Below are 19771 nucleotides of genomic sequence, written 5' to 3' on the forward strand. Positions count from 1 at the left end.
GGGCATCTGGTGCGGCTATCAGCCTAACATCACCAGCGCACACGGCTATTCCCTGAAGGTCTAAAGAGGCATCAGCGTGTCTCGGGGAACTGAACGTTCGCACCAACCGGGTCGACGTCCATTTGCTGGATGTGCCAGTCATTACCCACTTCTGGCGCGATCAAATCCTGCGTATCCGGTGACGAAAACGCAAGAACCGTGGGACCCGCCCCCGAAACGACCGCGGGCACGCCGACTGCACGCAGACGTTCTACCAGACGTGCGCTCTCCGGCATGGCAGGCGCGCGGTAGGGCTGGTGGAGACGGTCTTCGGTGGCGGCGAGCAACAGCTCTGGTTCCGGCCGCGAGGTCAGCGCGGCGATCAGCAACGCGGCCCTGCCGGCGTTGAAGGAGGCGTCCTTGTGGGGCACGTCCTTCGGCAAGAGCCCCCGAGCGGTCTCCGTGGCCAGCCGCGTCGTCGGGACGACGGCGACCGGGCGGACCCTCTCGTCGGGGGCCAGCTTCACCATACGCGGCGCTCCGGCGTGGTCGGTCCAGGCCACCGTCAGGCCCCCGGCCAGGCACGGAGCGACGTTGTCCGGGTGGCCCTCCATCTCGGTGGCCAGCGCGAAGACGTCGTCGTCGGACAGGACGGCGTCGCTCAGCGCGCGGGCGGCCAGGATGCCGGCGCAGACGGCCGCGGAGGACGAGCCGAGGCCGCGGGCGTGCGGGATGCGGTTGACGCAGCGCAGGCTGATGCCCTCGGGCTGCGGCGCTCCCATGCGGGTGTACGCCTCGCGCATCGCCCTGATGACGAGGTGTCCCTCGCCGAGGTCCACCTCGCCCGCGCCTTCGCCCTCCACGCTCACGCGCACGCCCGGCTCGGCGGTGAGCGTGGCCTCCACGTCGTCGTAGAGGGTGAGCGCGAGGCCCAGCGCGTCGAAGCCGGGCCCCAGGTTGGCCGACGTGGCCGGCACGCGGATCCGCACCGTCGTCATTGGTTCACGATTCCCTCGTCGTTCGCTCACTGCCCGTGCGGGCCTCAGGCGAGGTTGAGCGCCGCGGCGGCGGCGTGCACGTCGATCGGGATGACCACCGGGGCGGGCGCGCCCGCGATGGCCCAGTCGGGGTCCTTCAGGCCGTTGCCGGTGACGGTGCACACGATGCGCCGCCCGGGCTCCACGAGCCCCTGGGAGTGGGCCTGGAGCAGCCCCGCGACGCTCGCCGCCGAGGCCAGCTCCACGAACACGCCCTCTTCCTGGGCCAGCAGCTTGTACGCCGCCGCGATCTGCCGGTCGGTCACCGCCTGGATGACGCCGCCGGACTCGTCGCGCGCCGCCGTGGCCAGGCCCCAGGACGCCGGGTTTCCGATGCGGATGGCGGTGGCGATCGTGTGGGGATGGGTCACCGGGGCGCCCTCGACGATCGGCGCGGAGCCGCTGGCCTGGAAGCCGAACATGCGCGGACGCTTCGTCGAGACCCCGTCGGCGGCGTACTCCTGGTAGCCCATCCAGTAGGCCGAGATGTTGCCCGCGTTGCCCACCGGGATGCAGTGGATGTCGGGCGCGTCGCCGAGCGTGTCGACGATCTCGAACGCGGCCGTCTTCTGGCCCTGCAGCCGGAACGGGTTGACCGAGTTGACCAGCGCGATCGGGTAGCTGGAGGACAGCTTGCGGGTCATCTCCAGGCAGTCGTCGAACGACCCTTCGACCTGCAGCAGCGTGGCCCCGTGGACGAGCGCCTGCGCCAGCTTGCCCATCGCGATCTTGCCCTTGGGCACCAGGACGGCGCAGGTCAGCCCCGCGCGTACGGCGTAGGCCGCCGCGCTGGCCGAGGTGTTGCCGGTGGAGGCGCAGATGACCGCCTTGGCGCCCTCTTCGACCGCCTTGCTGATGGCCATGGTCATGCCACGGTCCTTGAAGCTGCCGGTCGGGTTGGCCCCCTCGACCTTCAGATAGACCTCGCAGCCCGTCAGCGCCGACACGCGGTGCGCCGGGACGAGCGGGGTGCCGCCTTCCAGGAGCGTGATGACGGGCGTCTTCGTGGTGACCGGAAGACGCTCTCGGTACTCCTCGATGAGGCCACGCCATGACCTGCCCATGATGACTCCCTACCTGCGGTGTTGGCCACCGAGTGTACGGGGTGCGCGGCGGTGACGCGGAGCCGAGTCCACTGTGTGGACAGGTCGTTGGACAGCGGCACTATTCAGGAAATTCTCAGCATCTCCCGATAAGGTCTCGGCAGGGGGTCACCATGAACGCGCGTCCTGCTTTGAGGCAGAACGACTATTCACCAGTAGTGCCGCCGGAGCTCGGGGCCTGGTCGCCGGGGTTGTCCGTGAGCGTGGTGATACCGGCGCACGGCGGGCAGGACAAACTCGATCTGGCGCTGGCCGCGCTGGCCGCGCAGACGTACCCGGACCAGCTGATGGAGGTCCTGGTCGTGGACGACGGCAGCGCGCCGCCCGTCCGGTTGCCGGAGATCCGGCCGGTCAACACCAGGCTCGTCCCGGTACGCGACGGCTGGGGCATCTCGAACGCGGTCAACACGGGTGCGAAGGCCGCCGACGGTGAGATCATCCAGCGGCTCGACGCCGACATGGTCGCCTGCCGCGAGCACATCGAGGCCCTGGCCCGCTGGCACCACGTGACCGACTACCTGGTCACCATCGGGATGAAGAAGTTCGTCGACGCGCCGCCGGTCACCGCGCGCCAGGTCTTCGGCGCCGGACGTCTGGACGAGGTGTTCGACCTGGCCGGGGCCGTGTCGAGCTCGACCGAGGCGACGATCGAGAAGACCGACGGGCTGCGCAGGAGCCGCAACCCGTACCACGTGTGCACCGGGCCGACCTTCGCACTCCCCCGCGAGGTCTTCGACGCCGTGGGCGGCCTCGACCCGACCGTGGTGCGCGGCGAGGACACCGAGTTCTCCTACCGGCTGGCCATGCACGGCGTGGTGTTCGTGCCGGACCCGGCCGCCCAGGCCGTGCATCTCGGGCTGCCGGCGCAGCACCGCGACCGGGAGCGGGCCGTGCGGGCGGTGGAGCCGTACCTGGCGCACCGGATCCCGCTCCGCCGGGACCTGCGCAAGGACCGGGGGCGGCGGTGGCTGGTGCCGTACGTGGAGATCGTGCTGGACGTCACCGACACCTCCGAGTCGGTGGTGCGGCGGGCGGTGGCGGCGGCCCTGGACGGCAAGCTCCAGGACGTCGTGCTGACGCTGGTGGGCCCGTGGTCGAGGCTCGACGACGGCCGGCGCGCGGTGTTGTCGGACCCGTGCTTCGAACTGCGGCTCATGCGCGACCTGTTCGCGCACGACGAACGCATCCGGCTCATCGACGAGGCCGCGCCGACGCCCGCGCCCACGCCGTTCCGCTACCGGGGGCCGGTGGACGTGCCGCTGCACCGGGCGACGCTTGAGCGCATGGTCGAGTCGGTGCAGAAGGACCTGGCGGGGGTGCTCGTCGTGGACCTGCCCGACGGGCGCACGGCCCGGCTCGAACGCACCTCGGCGCTGGGCCGGGCGCTGCTGCTCGCCGATCCCGGCGCCGACCTCGACGACGTCATCGACACCACCCACGGGGTGCGCCACGAGCCGCCGGACCGCTACTGGCCCGCGCCGCCGCAGCCGGAGCCGGTCACCATCCCCGCGACGGTGGCGGTCCCGGCCGAGTCCGCCGAGAACACCCTGTTCCGACGACTGAAGTCAGCCCTGCGCCCGAACTGACCTCCCTGGACGCCGGGGACGCGGACGCCCGCGCGGCCCGGGGCCTGGTCGTGTCGAAGGTCACCGACCGCCCCGGGGCCTGGCTGTGTCGGGGGTCAGCCGCGCAGGCGGCGGCCCAGTGCTCGTTTCATCGTGGCGGACAGCAGTGTGCGCAGGCTCTGCTGGGCGCGGTTCGCGGCGGCGAGCTGGCGGCGCAGGGTGCTCACGTCGCGCCGCAGCTCGACGGCCGTTTTGCGCCACCGTGTGGCCTCGTCCTTCCACTTGCTCACCTGGGCGCGCAGGCGGTCGGCCTCCCTGGTCAGCCGTTCGGCCTCGGCCTGGGCCTCCATCCGTGCCCGGTACGCCCCGCGCCGCCCGACCAGGGGCGCCGCCTCCGTGGTGAACCCGTAGGTCTCGCCCTCGACCCAGGACACGCCGGACACGGCATCCACCACGTCGTCAAGGTCGTCGGGGTCGTCGGCGGCGACCATGCGGGCCCTGGCGAAGGACGACCGGCGCTCCAGACGGGCCGCGACGACCCCTTGGGACGACTCCCGCAGCAGCACGGAGACCAGCCCGAGCCCCTCGTCGCGGGCCAGGTCGAGCAGGCCGGCGACGGTGTCCTCGCCGGGGATCCAGCCGGGCGGCAGGCGCAGCACGAAGGGCGTGGCCGGATCGATCTGCGCGGCCTCCTCGGAGACGGCCAGGCGCACCCGGCCTTCGTGCCGGTAGTGGCCCTGGACCAGCGCCAGGTCGAGGTCGGGGTCCTTGAGCGGGGAGCGGCGTTCGCGGCCCAGCTCGTCCCAGGGGCCGAGCAGGAGCACCGACAGGTCGGGGACGGTGCCCGCGAGCAGCGCGTCCACCGTCGCGCGCACGCTGTCGTAGCCGGCCGTGCCGTCCACGACGGCGGTGACGTACGGGATCTTCCAGTGCCTGGACGGATGAGAGCGCAACCACCGGTACGCCGGGATGCGGTCGGCCACGAACGCGTGGCTCACCCGGTCGATGGACTCCTTGTCGCGCATGCGCATGGTCGGGCCGAGATGGTAGGCGCGGGCGCGCGGCTCGGGCACGAACACCGCGCCGGCCTGGCCCAGCCGGTAGCCCATCTCGGTGTCCTGGCCGAGGATCAGCTCGTCGTCCATGGGCCCGGCGGCCTCGATCAGGCGGGCGCCCACGGAGGTGGCGCCGCCGACGTGCAGGCTGAAGGGGCGCTGGGGGTTGGCGGTGAGGCCGTCGGTGCGTTCGACGAGGTCGACGATCCAGGTGTGCGGCTCGGCGGGCTCGAAGTGATTCTCCAGGTCGGCGGGCAGCTCGGCGGGGACCGGCGCGTCGGTGAACCTGATGTAGCCGGTCACCACCAGGTACGGGGCCGCGTGATGCCAGCGCATGTGGGCCTCGATCGCGCCCGGGGTGAGGACGACGTCGGAGTCGAGCCAGTGGATCACGTCGCCGGTGGCCTCGGCCAGGCCGGCGTTGCGGGCGTTCGCGCGGCCGGGCTGGGAGCAGACGATCAGGCGGGCGCCCTCGGGCCGGGTGGTGGGCAGCCGCAGCGGCGGTGAGCTGCCGTTGTCCACGACGATGACCTCGGTGAGCGCGGCCGGGTAGGTCTGGCGGGCGAGGGCGGCCAGCACCAGGTCCAGCTTGTCCTGGCCGCCGTAGGCCGGGACGATCACGCTGACCTTGAGCGACGGGGTGAGGTCCTCGCCCGGACGCAGCACGCGGTAGTCGTTGCCGCGCACCGGGGGGTTCTGGCCGGGCTTCATGCGGGGTCCATCGGCAGGCACGGGTTCATGCGGCTTCCATCGAGCACGGGTTCATGCGGGGTCCATCGGGCGGGGGTTCAACAGGTTCAGCGGGTCCATACAGGCACGTGTGGGTTCATGCGAGTTCATGCGGTTCCATCAGCAGGCTCGGCCGGAAGCCGTGCCATTGGTTCGTGGCGATCCTGACGAAATGGGCCAGCGGCAGCTGCCAGGTGTGCTCGGCGGTGAGCGCCCTGCGCAGCACGTAGCCGAGGCCGTGCGTGCGATAGGTGCGCGCGCCGATCTTTTGCGCCGCTTTCAGGAACTCCAGATCGACCGCCCGTGGCAGTGCGGGAAATCCTCCAATTTCCCGAAATTTCGCCGTTTCGAGCAAAATGGTGCCTCCGGCCACATGATCTGCCCAGACCTCGCTGGGGTACGCCGCCCCGCTCGCGAACGTCGTCCGCCGGATCGTGGCGCGCAACGGCTCCAGGTAGAAGAACTCGGCCGTCGTGCCCACCACGTCGGCCCCCGCGTACGAGCGGGCCATGAGGAGGTCGGCCAGGTGGTCGGGGCCGTACCAGTCGTCGTCGTCCCACTTGGCGAGATGGTCGCCCGACGCCGGGGCGGCGGCCCGGTTCAGCACCTCGCCGAACGGCACCGTCTGCTCCGCCTCGACCCATCGCACGGGCAGCGAGCACGCCTCGACGGCCGCGCGTACCTGCTCGAAGGCCACCCCGTGCAGCCCGAGCAGGACCTCGGCCTCGACGCCGCGCTGCCGCTCCATCTGCGCCAGCGCCGCGCCGACCAGGGCGGGCCGCTTGGTCGACATGACGACACTGACCGTCGGGCTGACCGACGTGCGGGCCGGCCGGTGCGCCAGGCGGCGCAGGCGTACGCTGTGCTCCTCCCGCCGCAGGTCGGCCAGGCAGCGCGCGGTGCCGTCGGGCTCGGCGAGCCAGTCACGGTCGGTGAGCAGCGCGGCCAGGTCGCCCGGCACCCACGCGGGGGCGTCCTTGGCGGTCAGCGGTATCCCCGCGCCGGCCAGGGCCGTCAGGCAGTCGAGCGGCACCGGCGCGGCGGGCCAGTCGATCTCCAGCCCGCGCCGCGAGTGCAGCTCGGGCACCTCGGGCGGCCCGTCGTCGACCTGCCATCCGCCCGCCCAGTGCAGCCGGGCGAACCCCTTGCCCGGCGTACGCGTGAAGCCGCAGGGGGTGACGGACATGGAACGGCGCTCCTCCGGTCGGGACGGGATCGGCGCCTACCTTACGCCCGTTTTTACACATCAGTAGACGGACAGGCAGCTTTCGCATGGCGGGCGACGCAGGCCGTGGGGCAGCCGGTTCCCAGTTTTCCTCCAGGAACTTATGGCACGGTAGTGGCCAGGATTTATTAGGGTGGCAATAATCCCGCTCCGACTCCTATGCCCGACTCGTCGTGACTATGAAAGGTTTGCGCGGATGCTCTCGCCCCGCCGACTGGCCGCGACCGCCGCACTTCTCGCAGTTGTGGCCACCGGGGTGCTCGTGCTCCTCGTCCTGGCCGGCCTGCTCACACTCGGCGCGGCGGCGACCGTCGCGGCGTTCGCGGTCACCCTGGCCGCCCTCGCCCTCCTGCTGCTCACCGTCCGCCGCGTGGACGGCAAGGCGCACCGGATCGACCTGCGGATGAAGAAGCACGAGGCCGAGCTCGCCCGCGCCACGACCGCGCTCAGGAACCTCGAATCCCGGGTGGAGCTGCTGGTCCAGGCCGTCGAGGAGTCGGCCGCGCGGCGCGCCGACGACATCGGGGCGATCCTGGCCTCGCTCGGCGAGGACCGCGTGCACGCCATGACCAGGGCCCGCGAGGTCGAGGAACTGCGCGAGGAGGTTCGCGCGCTGGCCAAGGGCCTGGCATGACCCGCGTCCGGCACAACGACTACGGGGTGCTGCGCCCGCCCGCGATCGGGGCCTGGGAGCCGTCGCTGAGCGTGTCCGTGGTCATCCCGGCCTACGACTGCCAGGAGGCGCTGGAGCGTACGGCGTCCGCGCTGGCCGCACAGACGTACCCGGCCGAACTCGTCGAGATCGTGGTCGCCGACGACGGCAGCACGCCGCCGGTCGAGCTGCCGGGGGCCCGCGTCGTACGGGTGACCGACGGCTGGGGACGCGGCGCGGCCCGGCAGACCGGGCAACTGGCCGCCACCGGCGAGGTGATCCACTGGCTGGACTCCGACATGATCCTGGCCCCCGACCACCTTGAGGCGCACATGCGCTGGCACCACCTGCTCGACCACGTGGTGGTGATCGGCGACATCCGGTTCGTGACGGAGCCCGGCGAGGAGGGCACGCGGCCGGAGTACACGAGGAAGACGCTGGAGTCGACCCGGATGCTCAAGGACGCGGGCACGAGCGCGTACCTGCTGCACACGGGGGCCTCCACGTCGGTGCGCGCGGAGCTGCTGCGCGCGGCGGGCGGCGTGGACGTCTCACTCAACATGGCCGAGGACACCGAGCTGGGCTACCGGCTGGCCCAGGCGGGCGCGGTGTTCGTGCCCGATCCGCAGGCCAGGGCGTGGCACGTCGGGCCGTCCACGGTGATGCTGCGGGAGAAGGAGGTCCACCGGCACAACTGGTCCTACCTGGGCGACCTCGTCCCGGATCTGCGCTGGCTGCGGGGCCATCCCCGGCGACACTGGCGGGTGCCGTACGTGCGGGTCGTGGTGGGCGCGACCACGTACGAGGAGACCCGGGCGAGCGTGGACGCGGCGCTCGCGGGCACGCTGCCCGACGCCGCCGTCACCATCGTCGGCCCCTGGGGCAAGCTGACCGGCGAACGCCGGTCCAGCCTCGACGATCCGCTGCTCGACCTGCGCCTGCTGCACAACCTGTACGCCCACGAGCCGCGCGTCACGTTCGCGGAGAGCGAACCGGTCTCGGCCGCCCCCACGCCGTTCCTGCTGCGGCTGCCCGCCGGCTGGGTCCTGGGGGCCGACACCCTCGCCCGGCTCGTCCGGCTGGCCGACGAGGACCTGCTCGGCCTGGTCTGCATCGCGCTGGCCGAGGACGGCGGGGAGGTCGTGGCCGCCCGGCTGGAGCGCACGGCCGCCTTCGCCCGCGCCGCACGCCTCGACGGCGCCGCTGATGACCAGGCCGACCACCCCGCCGACAACCGGGCCGACAACCGGGCCGACGAGCGGGCCGACGACCTGGTGGACGCCCTGTTCGGCGTCCTGTGGGTCGAGGGCGGCGAGCACGGCTTCGGCACCGCCGAAGAGGCGCCGCCGCTGGGCGGCGACCCGGCCAAGTGGCGCGCGCTGGCGGCCCGGCGGCTGGCCGAGATCAAGGAGTTGCGGGCCGCGGCCGACCGGCTCGCCGCCGAGGTCGAGCGCCTGTCCGGCCCGCAGGACGAGGAGCCCTCCGCTCCCGGGCCGCTGAGCTCCCTGATCCGGCACCTGCGGAGCGCCGGATGATCGCTGACCAGCCGCCCGCCGAGCGGCGGACGGTCTCCGCGCTGCTGGCGGAGCTGCCGGGCGCCCGGGTGTTCCTGGCCGGCATCGAGAGCCGGTCCCTCCTGACCGGGCAGACCGGGACGGGCGGCGTCGTGGATCTGGACCGGGACCTGCTGGAGCCGCCCGCCGAGCCGGAGTCGGCCGACCACGTCCTCGTGCTCGCCAGGACGCCCGCCGACCTGCGCAGGGTGGCGACCCTGCACAAGCTGCTCCCGCTGGCCGGGCGGGTGGTGGTGTGCGTGCTCGACGCCCCGGCCTCGCATCCGGCCCCCGTGCCCACGCCGACCCCGGCGCATCGCTGGCGGTCGCTGACGGACCTGCGGGTGTACCAGCCCAGGAGCCGGGTGTGGGTGGTGGACGCCCGTTTCTCCGCCGCGACGCCCGCCGGCCGTACGGTGACCGCGACCGCGCGGGCCTTCGCCGGGCACCGGCTGGACGTGATCGCCGCGCCGGCCGCCGGGATCGCCGGGATCGGCTCGGCCGACTGGCGTCCAGGCGACCCGAACGCGACCCCCGCCGAGGTCACCGGCCCGGTCCCGGAACGCGTCGGCGCCCCCGGCAGCGACGTCGTGCTCCGCACGCTGGGCGACGTCGCCCTCCGCGGCCTGGCCGGCGACGCCCTGCGCCTGCCGGGCGACGGCCGCGCCCCGGACGCGTCCCCGGCCCTGACGCCGGGCGGGGCCGGAGAGCCGGGCGGGATCGGCTGGGCCGGTGATCAGGCGCCCGTCGAGCGGCCCACGATCGTGGCCGCGAGCTGGGAGAGCATCGGGCGTCCCGGTGGGGCCGGGTCGCCGCTGGCCGATCCCGACGTGCTCGCCGAGCCGTCGATGGTCCCGCCCGTGGACGAGCGCCTGGTCAACCCCCAGGGTTTCGTGACCACGCCGTCCCGGGGCACGGCCGCGCTGGCCGAGCGCGACGGCCGCTGGTCGGTGCTGCTGGACGGCAAGGTCGTCACGACATTCGCCGAGTCCGGCGGGGTCACCGACGCCGACGTGGCCAGGCTGCGGCAGATCCGGGGCGTCGAGGTGAGCTGGCACCATCCGCACAGCGGCCCGCTGGCGGCCGTACGGGTGCTGGCCGGTCTGTCCGCCGCCGGGGTGCCGCTGGTGACCGGGGCCGTGCCGCGCTGGGCGGGGGCTCTCGGGGACGAGCTGGTCACGCTCCTGCCCGCCGCGCCCGACCTGTCCGACGACCTGCGGCGCGAGGAGCACAGCATCCGGTTGCGCCGGGCCGCCCTGCGTACCCATGGCGTGGCGGCGCGGTGGGAGCAGCTCGGCGCGCCCGCCCCCGCTCCTCCGCTCACCTCCGTCCTGCTGGCCACCCGCCGCGCGGACATGGTGCCGTTCGCCCTGCGGCAGATCGCCCGCCAGCGCGACGCCCAGCTCGAAGTGGTGCTCGCGCTGCACGGCGTGCCCCGGGAGCATCCCGACGTCGCCGCCGCCCTGGCCGCCTTCGACGGTCCGCTGACCGTGTACGAGGCCGACCCCGGAGCCGTCTTCGGCGAGGTGCTGAACGAGGCCGCCGCCAGGGCCTCCGGCTCGTTCCTGCTGAAGATGGACGACGACGACTGGTACGGCCCCGACTTCCTGGCCGACCTGCTGCTCGCCCACGCCTACTCGGGGGCCCAGGTGGTCGGCACGGTGCCCGAGTTCGTCTACCTGGCCTCGATCGACGTCACCGTGCACCGCAGCCAGGTCACCGAGCAGATCACCAGCTTCGTGGCGGGCGGCACGATCCTGGTGGAGCGCTCGGCGTTCCAGGCCGTGGGCGGCTTCCGGCCGCTGCGCCGCTCGGTGGACACCCAGTTCCAGGAGGCCCTCCAGGCGGCGGGCGGCCAGATCTACCGCACCCACGGCCTGGGCTACATCCTGCGCCGGGGCCCGGCCTCCGCCCACACCTGGCAGGAGCCGATCGGCACATTCCTGCGGCGCAACAGACGCCAGTGGCGCGGGTTCCGCCCGAACGCCCTGATGGAGCTGGAGGGGAGCAGCCGCCCATGACCGTGCCCCGGATCCGCGGGAACGACTTCGGCGTCCTGGACCCTCCCGAGCTGGGGGCCTGGGAGCCGGAGCTCACCGTCACGGTCGTCGTCCCGGCGCACGACCGCCAGGAGACCCTGGACCTGACGCTCGCCGCCCTGTCCGCGCAGAGCTACCCGGCCCACCTGCTCGACGTGATCGTGGTGGACGACGGCAGCGCCACCCCCATCCGCCTGCCCGAACTCGTCCCGGGCGGCACCAAGCTGATCTCCGGTCCACCGGGCGGCTGGGGGCGCGCCTGGGCCGTCCAGGCGGGCCTGGACGCCGCCTCCGGCGAGGTCGTCCTCGTGCTGGACGCCGACATGGTCCCGTACCGGCGGCACGTCGAGGCCCAGCTCCGGTGGCACCACCTGGCCCCGTACGTGGTGGTGCTCGGCTGGATCGACTTCACCTCGGCCGCCGAGCTGCCCACGCCCGGCCAGGTCGTCCAGGCGCTGGACGACGGCGCCGAGGACGGCCTGTTCCCCCTGTCACCGCACCGGCACGACTGGGCCGAGAAGATCATCCACGACCACGACGGCCTGCGCACGGCGTCCGGCGCGACGGCCGCCCGCGTCCACGTGGGGGCGACGGCGTCGTACCCGGCGGCGTTGCTGCGCTCGATCGGCGGCCTGGACACCTCGCTGGTGCTGGCCGAGGACACCGAGCTGGGATACCGGCTCACGCAGGCGGGGGCGGTCTTCGTCCCGGACCCCGAGGCACGGGCCTGGCACGTCGGCCTGCCGACCGCGATGCGCGACGTGGCCGCGTTGAAGCGGTACAACGATCCCTACGTGGCCGACCGGGTTCCGTACCGGCGGTACCTGCGTACGGAGGCGGGGCGGCAGTGGCTGGTGCCGTACGTGGAGGCGGTGGTGCCGGCGGGCGGCTACGAGGACACCCGCGCCACCGCGGACGCCCTGCTCGCCTCCTCCATCCCCGACGTGCGCCTCACCCTCACGGGCCCGTGGCCCGCGCTGCCCACCGGACGCCGGTCCCCCCTGAACGACCCCGACCTGGACCTGCGCCTGGTCAAGGCCACCTTCGAGCACGACCCGCGGGTCCGGCTGGCCACCGAACCGCCTCCTGGGCCGCCCGCCGGCACGACGGCCCCCTTCCGGCTGAGCGTGCCGCCCGGCTGGACGCTCTCCCCCGGCACGCTCGAACGCCTGATCGCCCACCTGGAGGAGCACGACCTCGGCAGCCTCTGCCTGGCCCTGGACGAGACCGGGCACGGCGTGGTCGCCGCCCGCCTCGACCGGACGGCCGCCCTGTCCAGAGCCGCCCTGGTCGCCACCCCCGACGACCACCCGGACGACCTGATCGACGCCCTGTACGGCGTGGAATGGGCGGACGGCGCGTCGTGGGGCCTCCACCGCCGCCCCGGCGTCTACCCGCCCAGCAGGCCGCCGGTCGCGGAACTCGCCCGGCTGGCCGCCCGCCACGAGAAGGACCTGACCCTCCACCGCAAGCGCGTGGCCGCCCTGCGCGCCGAGATCGCCCAGCTCCGCCGGGAGTCCGCCAAGAACGGCAGGGACGCCTCCCGCTGGCGGGAGAAGGCCGAGAGCTGGCGGCGCGAGGCGGTGCGGCTGGCCCGCGAGCAGGACCGCACGGTCCTGAAACGGGCCGTGCGCCGCGTCCGCGACCTGGCCTTCCGCACCCACTGAGACCTGGGCGGGGCAGGCGTCAGTCGTCGCCCTCCACGCGCATCACACTGGCGACCGCCCGGACGATGTCGAGCCCGCGCAGCCCCTCCATGGTCGCCGTGAGGGCGGCGTCGGTGGCGCGGTGGGTGACGATGACGAGCTGGGCGTCGTCGCCGTGGCCCTCCTGGCGGACGGTCTGGATCGACACGTCGTGCTGGGCGAACAGGTCGGCCACCCGGGCCAGCACGCCCGGCTTGTCGGCCACGTCGAGCGCCACGTGGCAGCGCGTGACCGTGTCGCCCATCGGATGGACGGCCAGGTCGGCGTAGGTGGACTCCTCGGGCCCGTGGGTGCCGGCCAGGCGGTTGCGGCCGACGGCCACGAGGTCGCCGAGCACGGCCGAGGCCGTGGGCGCGCCACCGGCGCCCTTGCCGTAGAACATGAGCTGCCCGGCCGACTCGGCCTCCACGAACACCGCGTTGTACGCCTCGCGCACCCCCGCGAGCGGATGGGTGCGCGGGATCATCGCCGGGTGCACCCGCACGCCGAACGAACGGCCGTCGTCGGAGCGCTGGCAGATGGCCAGCAGCTTGATGACGTAGCCCATGGCCTTGGCGGAGGCGACGTCGGTGGCGGTGATCTCGGTGATGCCCTCGCGGTGCACCTTGTCGGCGGTGACCCGGCTGTGGAAGGCCAGACCGGCCAGGATGGCGGCCTTGGCGGCGGCGTCGAAGCCCTCGACGTCGGCCGTCGGGTCGGCCTCGGCGTAGCCGAGCGTCTGGGCCTCCTCCAGGGCGTCGGTGAAGGACGCGCCCGTGCTGTCCATCTTGTCGAGGATGTAGTTGGTGGTGCCGTTGACGATGCCGAGCACGCGCTTGACGTGGTCGCCGGCCAGCGACTCGCGCAGCGGGCGCAGCAGCGGGATGGCGCCGGCGACGCTGGCCTCGAAGTAGAGGTCGCCCTTGCCACGCCGGGCCGCCTCGTGCAGGGCCGAGCCGTCCTCCGCCAGCAGGGCCTTGTTGGCCGTGACGACCGACTTACCGCGTTCGAGGGCGGCCACGATGAGCGTGCGGGCCGGTTCGATGCCGCCGATCACCTCGACGACGATGTCGATGTCGTCGCGGGTGACCAGGGACTCGGCGTCGGTGGTCAGCAGCGCCGGGTCGACCTCGATGTCGCGCTTGCGCCCGAGCCTGCGCACGGCCACGCCGGCCAGCTCAAGCGGGGCGCCGATGCGCGCGGCCAGGTCGTCGGCCTGCTCGTGCAGGAGCCTGATGACCTGCGAGCCGACGACGCCGCAGCCCAGCAGAGCCACTTTCAGCGGTTTCACAGCTGCCCCCTCAACAGGTCGTCCTCGGTCTCGCCCGCCACGATCACCCGGGCCGCGCCGTCGGCGACGGCGACCACGGCGGGCCTGGGCAGGTAGTTGTAGTTGCTGGCCAGCGAGCGGCAGTAGGCGCCGGTCGCGGCCACGGCGACCAGGTCGCCGGGCGCCAGGTCGGCGGGCAGGTGGCAGTCGCGCACGATGATGTCGCCGCTCTCGCAGTGCTTGCCGACCAGGCGGCTGAGCATGGGCTCGGCGTCGCTGGCCCGGCTGACGAGGGTGGCGGTGTACTCGGCGCCGTAGAGGGCGGTGCGCACGTTGTCGCTCATGCCGCCGTCGACGCTGACGTACGTGCGCAGCCCCTCGACGTCCTTGACCGTGCCGACCTCGTAGAGGGTGATGCCGCCCGGGCCCACGATGGTGCGGCCCGGCTCGACGGTCAGGCGCGGCACCGGCAGGCCGGCGTCGACGCAGACCTTGGTGACGATCTCGCGCAGGCCGTCGGCCAGCTCCTTGATGTCGGGGGCCTCGTCGCCCTCGACGTAGGCGATGCCGTAGCCGCCGCCGAGGTCGAGCTCGGGCAGGACGACGTCGTGCTCGTCCTTGATCTGGACGAGCAGCGAGGCCAGCCGCCGCGCGGCCACCTCGAACCCGGCGGTGTCGACGATCTGCGACCCGATGTGGGAGTGGAGGCCGACCAGGTCGAGCTGCGGCAGCGCGAGGATGCGGCGCACGGCCTCGGCGGCGGCGCCGGTGTTGAGCGACAGGCCGAACTTCTGGTCGTCGTGGGCCGTGGCGATGAACTCGTGGGTGTGGGCCTCGACCCCGGTGGTCACCCGGATCATCACCTTGGGCCGCTTGCCGAGCTGTTCGGCGAGGTAGCCGAGGCGGGCGATCTCCTCGTAGGAGTCGACCACGATGTGCCCGACGCCGCACTCCAGGGCGCGGGTCAGCTCGGCCTTGGACTTGTTGTTGCCGTGGAGGGTGATGCGCTCGGGCGGGAAGCCGACGCTGAGCGCCACCGCCAGCTCGCCGCCGCTGGCGACGTCGAGCCCGAGGCCCTCCTCGGCCAGCCAGCGCACGATCTCCTTGCACAGGAACGCCTTGCCCGCGTAGTGGACCTCCGAGCCCTGGAAGGCCGTGGCGTAGTCGCGCATACGTGAGCGCACGTCGGCCTCGTCGAGCACGTAGAGCGGCGTGCCGTGCTCGCGGGCGAGGTCGCGCACGTCGACGCCGCCGACCGTGAGCGTGCCGTCGGTCCGGGCCGACGTTCGGGGCCAGATCGCGGGGTCGATCCGGTTGAGGTCGGCGGGCGCCATCGGGGGGCGCTCGTGGGGCAGCATCTCGGCGTGCCGGTCCCCGGCTGGATGGACGAAGCTCACCCGATCGAGGCTATCGGAATCGCCGCCCCTTCTTGGACCGCTGCCCACGTATCGAGACGCGATCAAGGTCCACAAGGGATATTTTTACGATTTTTCGCGGTTTGGCCGGATATTTTACGAGCCGTCACAATCTTTCCGGTCCCACCAGCACCTCCCGTACGGCCTCCGCCAGCCGCAGCCGCGCCGTGTGCACCGGCCGGACCGGCTCGTCCCCCACGGGGACGGCGGGCGCGTGCTCATGGGCGTCGTGGTAGGCCAGCGCCAGCCGGACCAGGAAGTTGTCCCAGGCGGGGGCGCGGCTGACGGCCCGTCCCGGCAGCTCGGCCAGCACCCGCAGCACCCCGCGGTCGTAGGGGCCGTCGAGCAGCTCGGGCCGGAACCCGGTGAGCGGCACCCCCAGCTCGCCCGCCCACCGCCGTACCGCGCAGGCGCGGGCGTGGCCGTACCGGACGACGAAGCCGGGGTTGTCCCACGTGCGCGGGAAGTCGGGCCAGCCGGGGTCGGGCAGGTCCGGCACGGCCTGCGGCGACTCGACCAGCCGTCCCGGCACGTCCACGACGATGCGCAGGAAGCCGTTCGGCCGCGCCTCGGCCCCGGCCACCCCTTCCACGGCCCGCACCCGCGCGGCCAGGTCGGACGGGGGGATCCGGCGGCGGAGCGCGGCGGCCGACACGTAGACGGCCTCCCGCTCCCACGTGCCCTCGGGCACCGGCGGCTCCCCCAGCACCTCGGCCAGCAGGTCGATCATGGGCCCCAGCGTAGGCGTCAGATCAGCGCGTGCGGCTCGGCCGAGCCGTACTCGACCAGGTGGGCCGCGCCGAGCAGCCAGCGGTCCTCGTCGCGCACCCGTACGTAGCCGAACCGGTCGGCGGAGAAGACCTTGACGCCGTCGGTGCGGCACTGGCGCATCATGACCTCGTCCCAGCCCTCGGTGAGGTCGGCGAAGCCCACCTCGCGCAGGGCGTTCCTGCGCGCGAGCAGGGTGGACCCGGCGATCTCGGGGAGGTAGGCGTACTCGGCCTCGGGCTGCTTGAGCAGGGTCGCCTGGGGCTTGCGCAGGTGGGCGTAGAAGGCGGCCTTGCCGACGATGTCGGCCGTGCTGAACAGGAAGGCCCGGCGCAGGTCCGTCAGGTAGTGCGGGCCGTAGACGTCGCGCGGGTCCATGACCGCGACGAGGTCGGCCTCGCACAGGTCGAGGCCCTTGGCCAGCATCGCGCCCTCGGACATGGCCGGGTGGGGCCGCCGGTACAGGACCTCGGCGTCGGTCAGCACGTCGCGGGCGCGCAGCTCGGCCTCGGGCGGGCCGATGACGATCACCTGGGCCACGCCCGACTGCCTGGCCACCTGGGCCAGCGCGTGCTCCATGAGCGACGGGTCGAGGATGGGCAGCAGCACGGAGGTGTCGAGGGTGGCGCGGGCGCTCGGCAGGCCGACGGCCTCCAGCAGCTCGTCCACGCGTTCGGTCATCGTCCCCATGTTGTAGGCCCGGCGCAGCGCCACGTGCGCCCGGCGCGAGTCGGGCTCGGCGCCGATCGGCGTGCCGCAGGCGGCGATCTCGGCCAGCCGCCACTGCGGCGTGCCGGGCGGGCACTCGGCCGCGGCGGGCCAGCGGTAGGAGGTGAGCACGTCGGGATAGGCCAGGTGCGGCGGCAGGAGCTGGTCGAGCGTGAGCACCCGGTCGACCCGTCCGCCGGCCAGCGGCAGCGGGTTGTGCACCCGCGGCTGCACGCCGAAGTGCAGGCGCGGCCACGGGACGGTGGTGTCGCCGGTGAAGCGGTGCTCGAACAGCTCGGCCGCGGCGGCGTAGTCCGCCACGTCGCCCTGGGTGTGCCAGAAGACGGTGCGGATGCCGCGCTCGGCGCACCAGGCCAGCAGGGCCCTGAGCCCCTCACCCGGCTCGCCGGTCAGCTCCTCCAGCCACGGCCCCTGCGTGACGGACTCCACCACGAGCAGGTGGGGCACCTCCAGCGGCAGCACGCGGGCGAAGTCGCGCGGCGTGAACCCGGTCGTCTGGCGCCACTCGTAGCGCAGCAGCGCCTCGACGTGCGGGTCGGCGATCACGGCGGCGGTCAGGTGCGGGCGGGTGTTGGGCCCGGTGGGGATCCGGTACGGCTTGAGCTTGAACGAGGCCCCGCCCAGCGTCCTGGTCGTGCTGGTGGCCTGGAACGACGCCCCCGGACGAGCCTCCTTGGCCCCCTGGACGGCCACCGGCCGGCGCTTGGGCGCGCTGGGCCGCTTGACCGGCTTCGCCGCGCCCCTGAGCCCCTTGGCCAGGCGCATCGGGTTGTTCCTGCCGCTCTTGATGGCGTCGCCCAGCCGGTTCCAGCGGGCGACCTTGATCGAGGACAGCTTCCAGTTGGCCACCTCGGCCTGGAACCGCTGCTCGGCCAGCTCCCTGCGCAGCTTGTCGGCCGCGGCCCGCTCGGTCTCCAGCCGCTCCTCGGCCTCGTCGAGCCGCTCGGCCAGCTTCCTGACCTCCTCGGCGTTCTCCTCGGCGGCCGCCAGCCTGGACTGCGCGGCGTCCAGCAGCCTGGCCAGTTCGGCCGCGCGCTCGGCCTGCGCGACAGCTTCCCGCAACGCCCGACGCGTGCTTTCCAGCTCGGTAGACAACCGGACCTCCGCTCTCTCAGCCCGGCAAAGGATACTCTTTTGCAGGAAGCGTCTCGAAGGGATGAGATCCGGTGCAGTTCAACGTGCGACCCTACGTATGCGGCGCTCTCGGCCGGATCGACACCTCCATACTGGGCAAACTCACCGCCGCGGGCCCCAAAGTGCGGCCCGCGCTCCAGACGGACGAGGCCGCGCTGTTCAGCTCCGCGCCGCTGCCGCCCTACCACCGGGCGGGCGGCGCGTTCGCGTTCTCGTGGGGCGAGCGCAGGCCCGCCGCAGCCGAGGACTGGATGACGGTCGCGGAGACGTACGAGACGCCCGGCCTGATCGGCGACGACGCGCGGGTGACGCTGCACGCGGGCGCGCTCGGCCTGGTCGACGTCTACTACGTGCGCCAGGGCGACGCCGTCTACTTCTCCTCGCTGATCCAGCCGCTGCTCAGCCTGGTGCCCGTCGAGATCGACTGGGCCGCGTGGGCCTCGATCATCCAGGTGACGTTCCCGCTGGGCGAGGCGACCCCGTACCGGGAGGTCAGGCGGCTGCCGGGGTCGAGCGCGCTGGTGTTCGAGCACGGCCGCCTGGCCACCGAGCGCCGGCTGCCGCGCTGGCTGCGCACCGAGCCGTACGAGGCGTGGACGAGCCCCGAGGAGATCGTCGAGCTGCTGCACCACGTCTACGAGGACTACGACGGGCGCAGGCTCCTCGTGCCGGTCAGCGGCGGCTACGACTCGCGGCTGCTGGCGAGCGTGGCCATGGCCCGCGGCGCCGACGTCGAGTCGTGGACCACCAGCCCCGACGACGGCACCGACACCGACATCGCCTTCGCCCAGGCGATCACCCGCGAGCTGGGCATCCCGCACCGGATCGTCACCCAGGACGCGGCCGCCTACCCCGGCGACGCCGCCGAGGTGGCCCGCAGGCTGGAGTACCTGACGCCGCACCACGCCTGGTACGCGCCCTTCGCCAAGGAGGTGCACGGCTCGGGCCGCGTCCTGGTGGACGGCCTGGCCGGCGGCCCGCTGCTGAAGAACTTCATGGTCAGCGGCGCCGCCCTGGAGGCCAGGACGCAGGCCGAACGGTCGGCGGCGCTGCTGGGCTCGTTGTCGCTGGGCGCGCCCGCGCAGCCGTTCCTGTCCAAGGCCGCCGCGCAGTGGATGGAGGAGACCGTGCGCGACCAGTTCGCGGCGGCCACCTCGATGCTCCACGGCCATCGGGCCGAGCTGCCGCTGTCGGTGCTGCACACCAGGACCGTGCGCGGCATCGCGCGGTCGGCGGTCAACCTGGTGGGCCCGGAGGCGTCGTTCGCGGCGCCGTTCATCCATCCCGCCTTCTTCGACGCCGCGCTCAGCGTCGGCGTCGCGCGCAAGGACAAGGGCCGCTTCTACCGCGAGGTGCTGCACGCGGCCAATCCGAGGGTGGCCGCGCTGCCCTCGACGAACGTGGTCAAGCAGCCGCTCCGGCGGGTGCCTCTGCGCTCCACGGCCGCCCCGGCGCGGGCCTACTCCCACGCCATGCTCGAAGTCGTGGCCGGGCGCGTGCCCGGCCTGCTCTCCGACGAGCTGCACGAGGTGATCGCCGGCGGACCCGACGCACTGACCCGGTTCAACGGCTGGAACGACCGGTTCTGGGTGCGCGGCCTGGTGCTTTTCGGACTCTGGCTGAACGACTTCGAGAACGACCTCACGGACGTCACGGCACCTTTTTAGTGAACTCTGGGTAACAGGGCGATTACATACGGATCTCGCGGGTATTACACGTCGCACAGCAGAAGCGGGTTCCGGAAAGCCACCGGGCTGGTAGTGTTCGGCCCGTAAGCGCCGCAACAAACGGGCACCAGATCACAAATCCGGTCTCGTTCGAGGGCATGGAGTT

At 73.1% G+C, this 19771-nt stretch carries 14 protein-coding genes; 6 read left to right on the plus strand and 8 right to left on the minus strand.

Annotation, left to right across the window (positions count from 1 at the left end; translation table 11 throughout):
- Positions 1 to 71: 71 nt before the first annotated feature.
- Together thrB and thrC are read right to left on the minus strand one after the other, a co-directional pair.
- The gene (gene thrB / locus AB0J97_RS16440) at positions 72 to 977 is read right to left on the minus strand and encodes a homoserine kinase (protein WP_364089063.1); all 906 of its coding nucleotides are present in this window, start codon (positions 975 to 977) and stop codon (positions 72 to 74) included.
- A 44-nt stretch (positions 978 to 1021) separates the two neighbouring features.
- Positions 1022 to 2080, minus strand: a complete 1059-nt coding sequence (thrC, locus tag AB0J97_RS16445) for a threonine synthase (protein WP_357695067.1) — start codon at positions 2078 to 2080, stop codon at positions 1022 to 1024.
- A gap of 236 nt (positions 2081 to 2316) precedes the next feature.
- On the opposite strand from thrC, the gene AB0J97_RS16450 reads away from it, so the two are divergent.
- Complete coding sequence (locus AB0J97_RS16450) at positions 2317 to 3705, plus strand: glycosyltransferase (protein WP_357695065.1); 1389 nt, start codon at positions 2317 to 2319, stop codon at positions 3703 to 3705.
- 95 nt (positions 3706 to 3800) lie between these two features.
- On the opposite strand, the gene AB0J97_RS16455 is transcribed toward AB0J97_RS16450, so the two are convergent.
- Positions 3801 to 5450, minus strand: a complete 1650-nt coding sequence (locus AB0J97_RS16455; RefSeq protein ID WP_364089067.1) for a glycosyltransferase — start codon at positions 5448 to 5450, stop codon at positions 3801 to 3803.
- Between the two features lie 115 nt (positions 5451 to 5565).
- Entirely contained in the window at positions 5566 to 6654 is a 1089-nt protein-coding gene (locus AB0J97_RS16460; RefSeq protein WP_364089070.1) for a family 2 glycosyl transferase, read from the minus strand.
- Positions 6655 to 6889: 235 nt separating this feature from the next.
- Here AB0J97_RS16460 and AB0J97_RS16465 point away from each other — a divergent pair, with 235 nt between their 5' ends.
- The 4 genes from AB0J97_RS16465 to AB0J97_RS16480 are packed head-to-tail and all read left to right on the plus strand — an operon-like array spanning position 6890 to position 12604.
- Positions 6890 to 7327 carry a hypothetical protein gene (locus AB0J97_RS16465; protein ID WP_357695059.1) on the plus strand — a complete coding sequence of 146 codons (438 nt, stop codon included), beginning with the start codon at positions 6890 to 6892 and terminating at the stop codon, positions 7325 to 7327.
- Positions 7324 to 8880 (plus strand): glycosyltransferase family 2 protein, encoded by a 1557-nt coding sequence (locus AB0J97_RS16470; RefSeq protein WP_364089074.1) that lies wholly within the window; start codon positions 7324 to 7326, stop codon positions 8878 to 8880. The genes AB0J97_RS16465 and AB0J97_RS16470 overlap by 4 nt, the downstream gene beginning before the upstream one ends.
- Positions 8877 to 10919 (plus strand): glycosyltransferase family 2 protein, encoded by a 2043-nt coding sequence (locus AB0J97_RS16475; RefSeq protein WP_364089077.1) that lies wholly within the window; start codon positions 8877 to 8879, stop codon positions 10917 to 10919. Before AB0J97_RS16470 ends, AB0J97_RS16475 begins: the two co-directional genes overlap by 4 nt.
- Positions 10916 to 12604, plus strand: a complete 1689-nt coding sequence (locus tag AB0J97_RS16480; RefSeq protein ID WP_364089080.1) for a glycosyltransferase — start codon at positions 10916 to 10918, stop codon at positions 12602 to 12604. Before AB0J97_RS16475 ends, AB0J97_RS16480 begins: the two co-directional genes overlap by 4 nt.
- Positions 12605 to 12623: 19 nt before the next feature.
- Here the strand turns inward: AB0J97_RS16480 and AB0J97_RS16485 are convergent, their stop codons facing one another.
- From AB0J97_RS16485 to AB0J97_RS16500, 4 genes are all read right to left on the minus strand, one after another.
- Complete coding sequence (locus AB0J97_RS16485; protein ID WP_364089083.1) at positions 12624 to 13913, minus strand: homoserine dehydrogenase; 1290 nt, start codon at positions 13911 to 13913, stop codon at positions 12624 to 12626.
- On the minus strand, positions 13910 to 15250 hold the full coding sequence (gene lysA, locus AB0J97_RS16490) for a diaminopimelate decarboxylase (RefSeq protein ID WP_357695416.1): 1341 nt from the start codon (positions 15248 to 15250) through the stop codon (positions 13910 to 13912). The genes AB0J97_RS16485 and lysA overlap by 4 nt, the downstream gene beginning before the upstream one ends.
- A 163-nt stretch (positions 15251 to 15413) precedes the next feature.
- Positions 15414 to 16037, minus strand: coding sequence for an anticodon-binding protein (locus tag AB0J97_RS16495; RefSeq protein WP_364089086.1), 624 nt, complete (start codon positions 16035 to 16037; stop codon positions 15414 to 15416).
- 17 nt (positions 16038 to 16054) lie between these two features.
- On the minus strand, positions 16055 to 17866 hold the full coding sequence (locus tag AB0J97_RS16500) for a hypothetical protein (protein ID WP_364089089.1): 1812 nt from the start codon (positions 17864 to 17866) through the stop codon (positions 16055 to 16057).
- A 116-nt stretch (positions 17867 to 17982) separates the two neighbouring features.
- Here AB0J97_RS16500 and AB0J97_RS16505 point away from each other — a divergent pair, with 116 nt between their 5' ends.
- Complete coding sequence (locus AB0J97_RS16505) at positions 17983 to 19605, plus strand: asparagine synthetase B family protein (RefSeq protein ID WP_364089092.1); 1623 nt, start codon at positions 17983 to 17985, stop codon at positions 19603 to 19605.
- The last annotated feature ends 166 nt before the right edge of the window (positions 19606 to 19771 follow it).

The sequence above is a fragment of the Nonomuraea sp. NPDC049607 genome, assembly GCF_040675375.1.
Lineage (GTDB): Bacteria > Actinomycetota > Actinomycetes > Streptosporangiales > Streptosporangiaceae > Nonomuraea.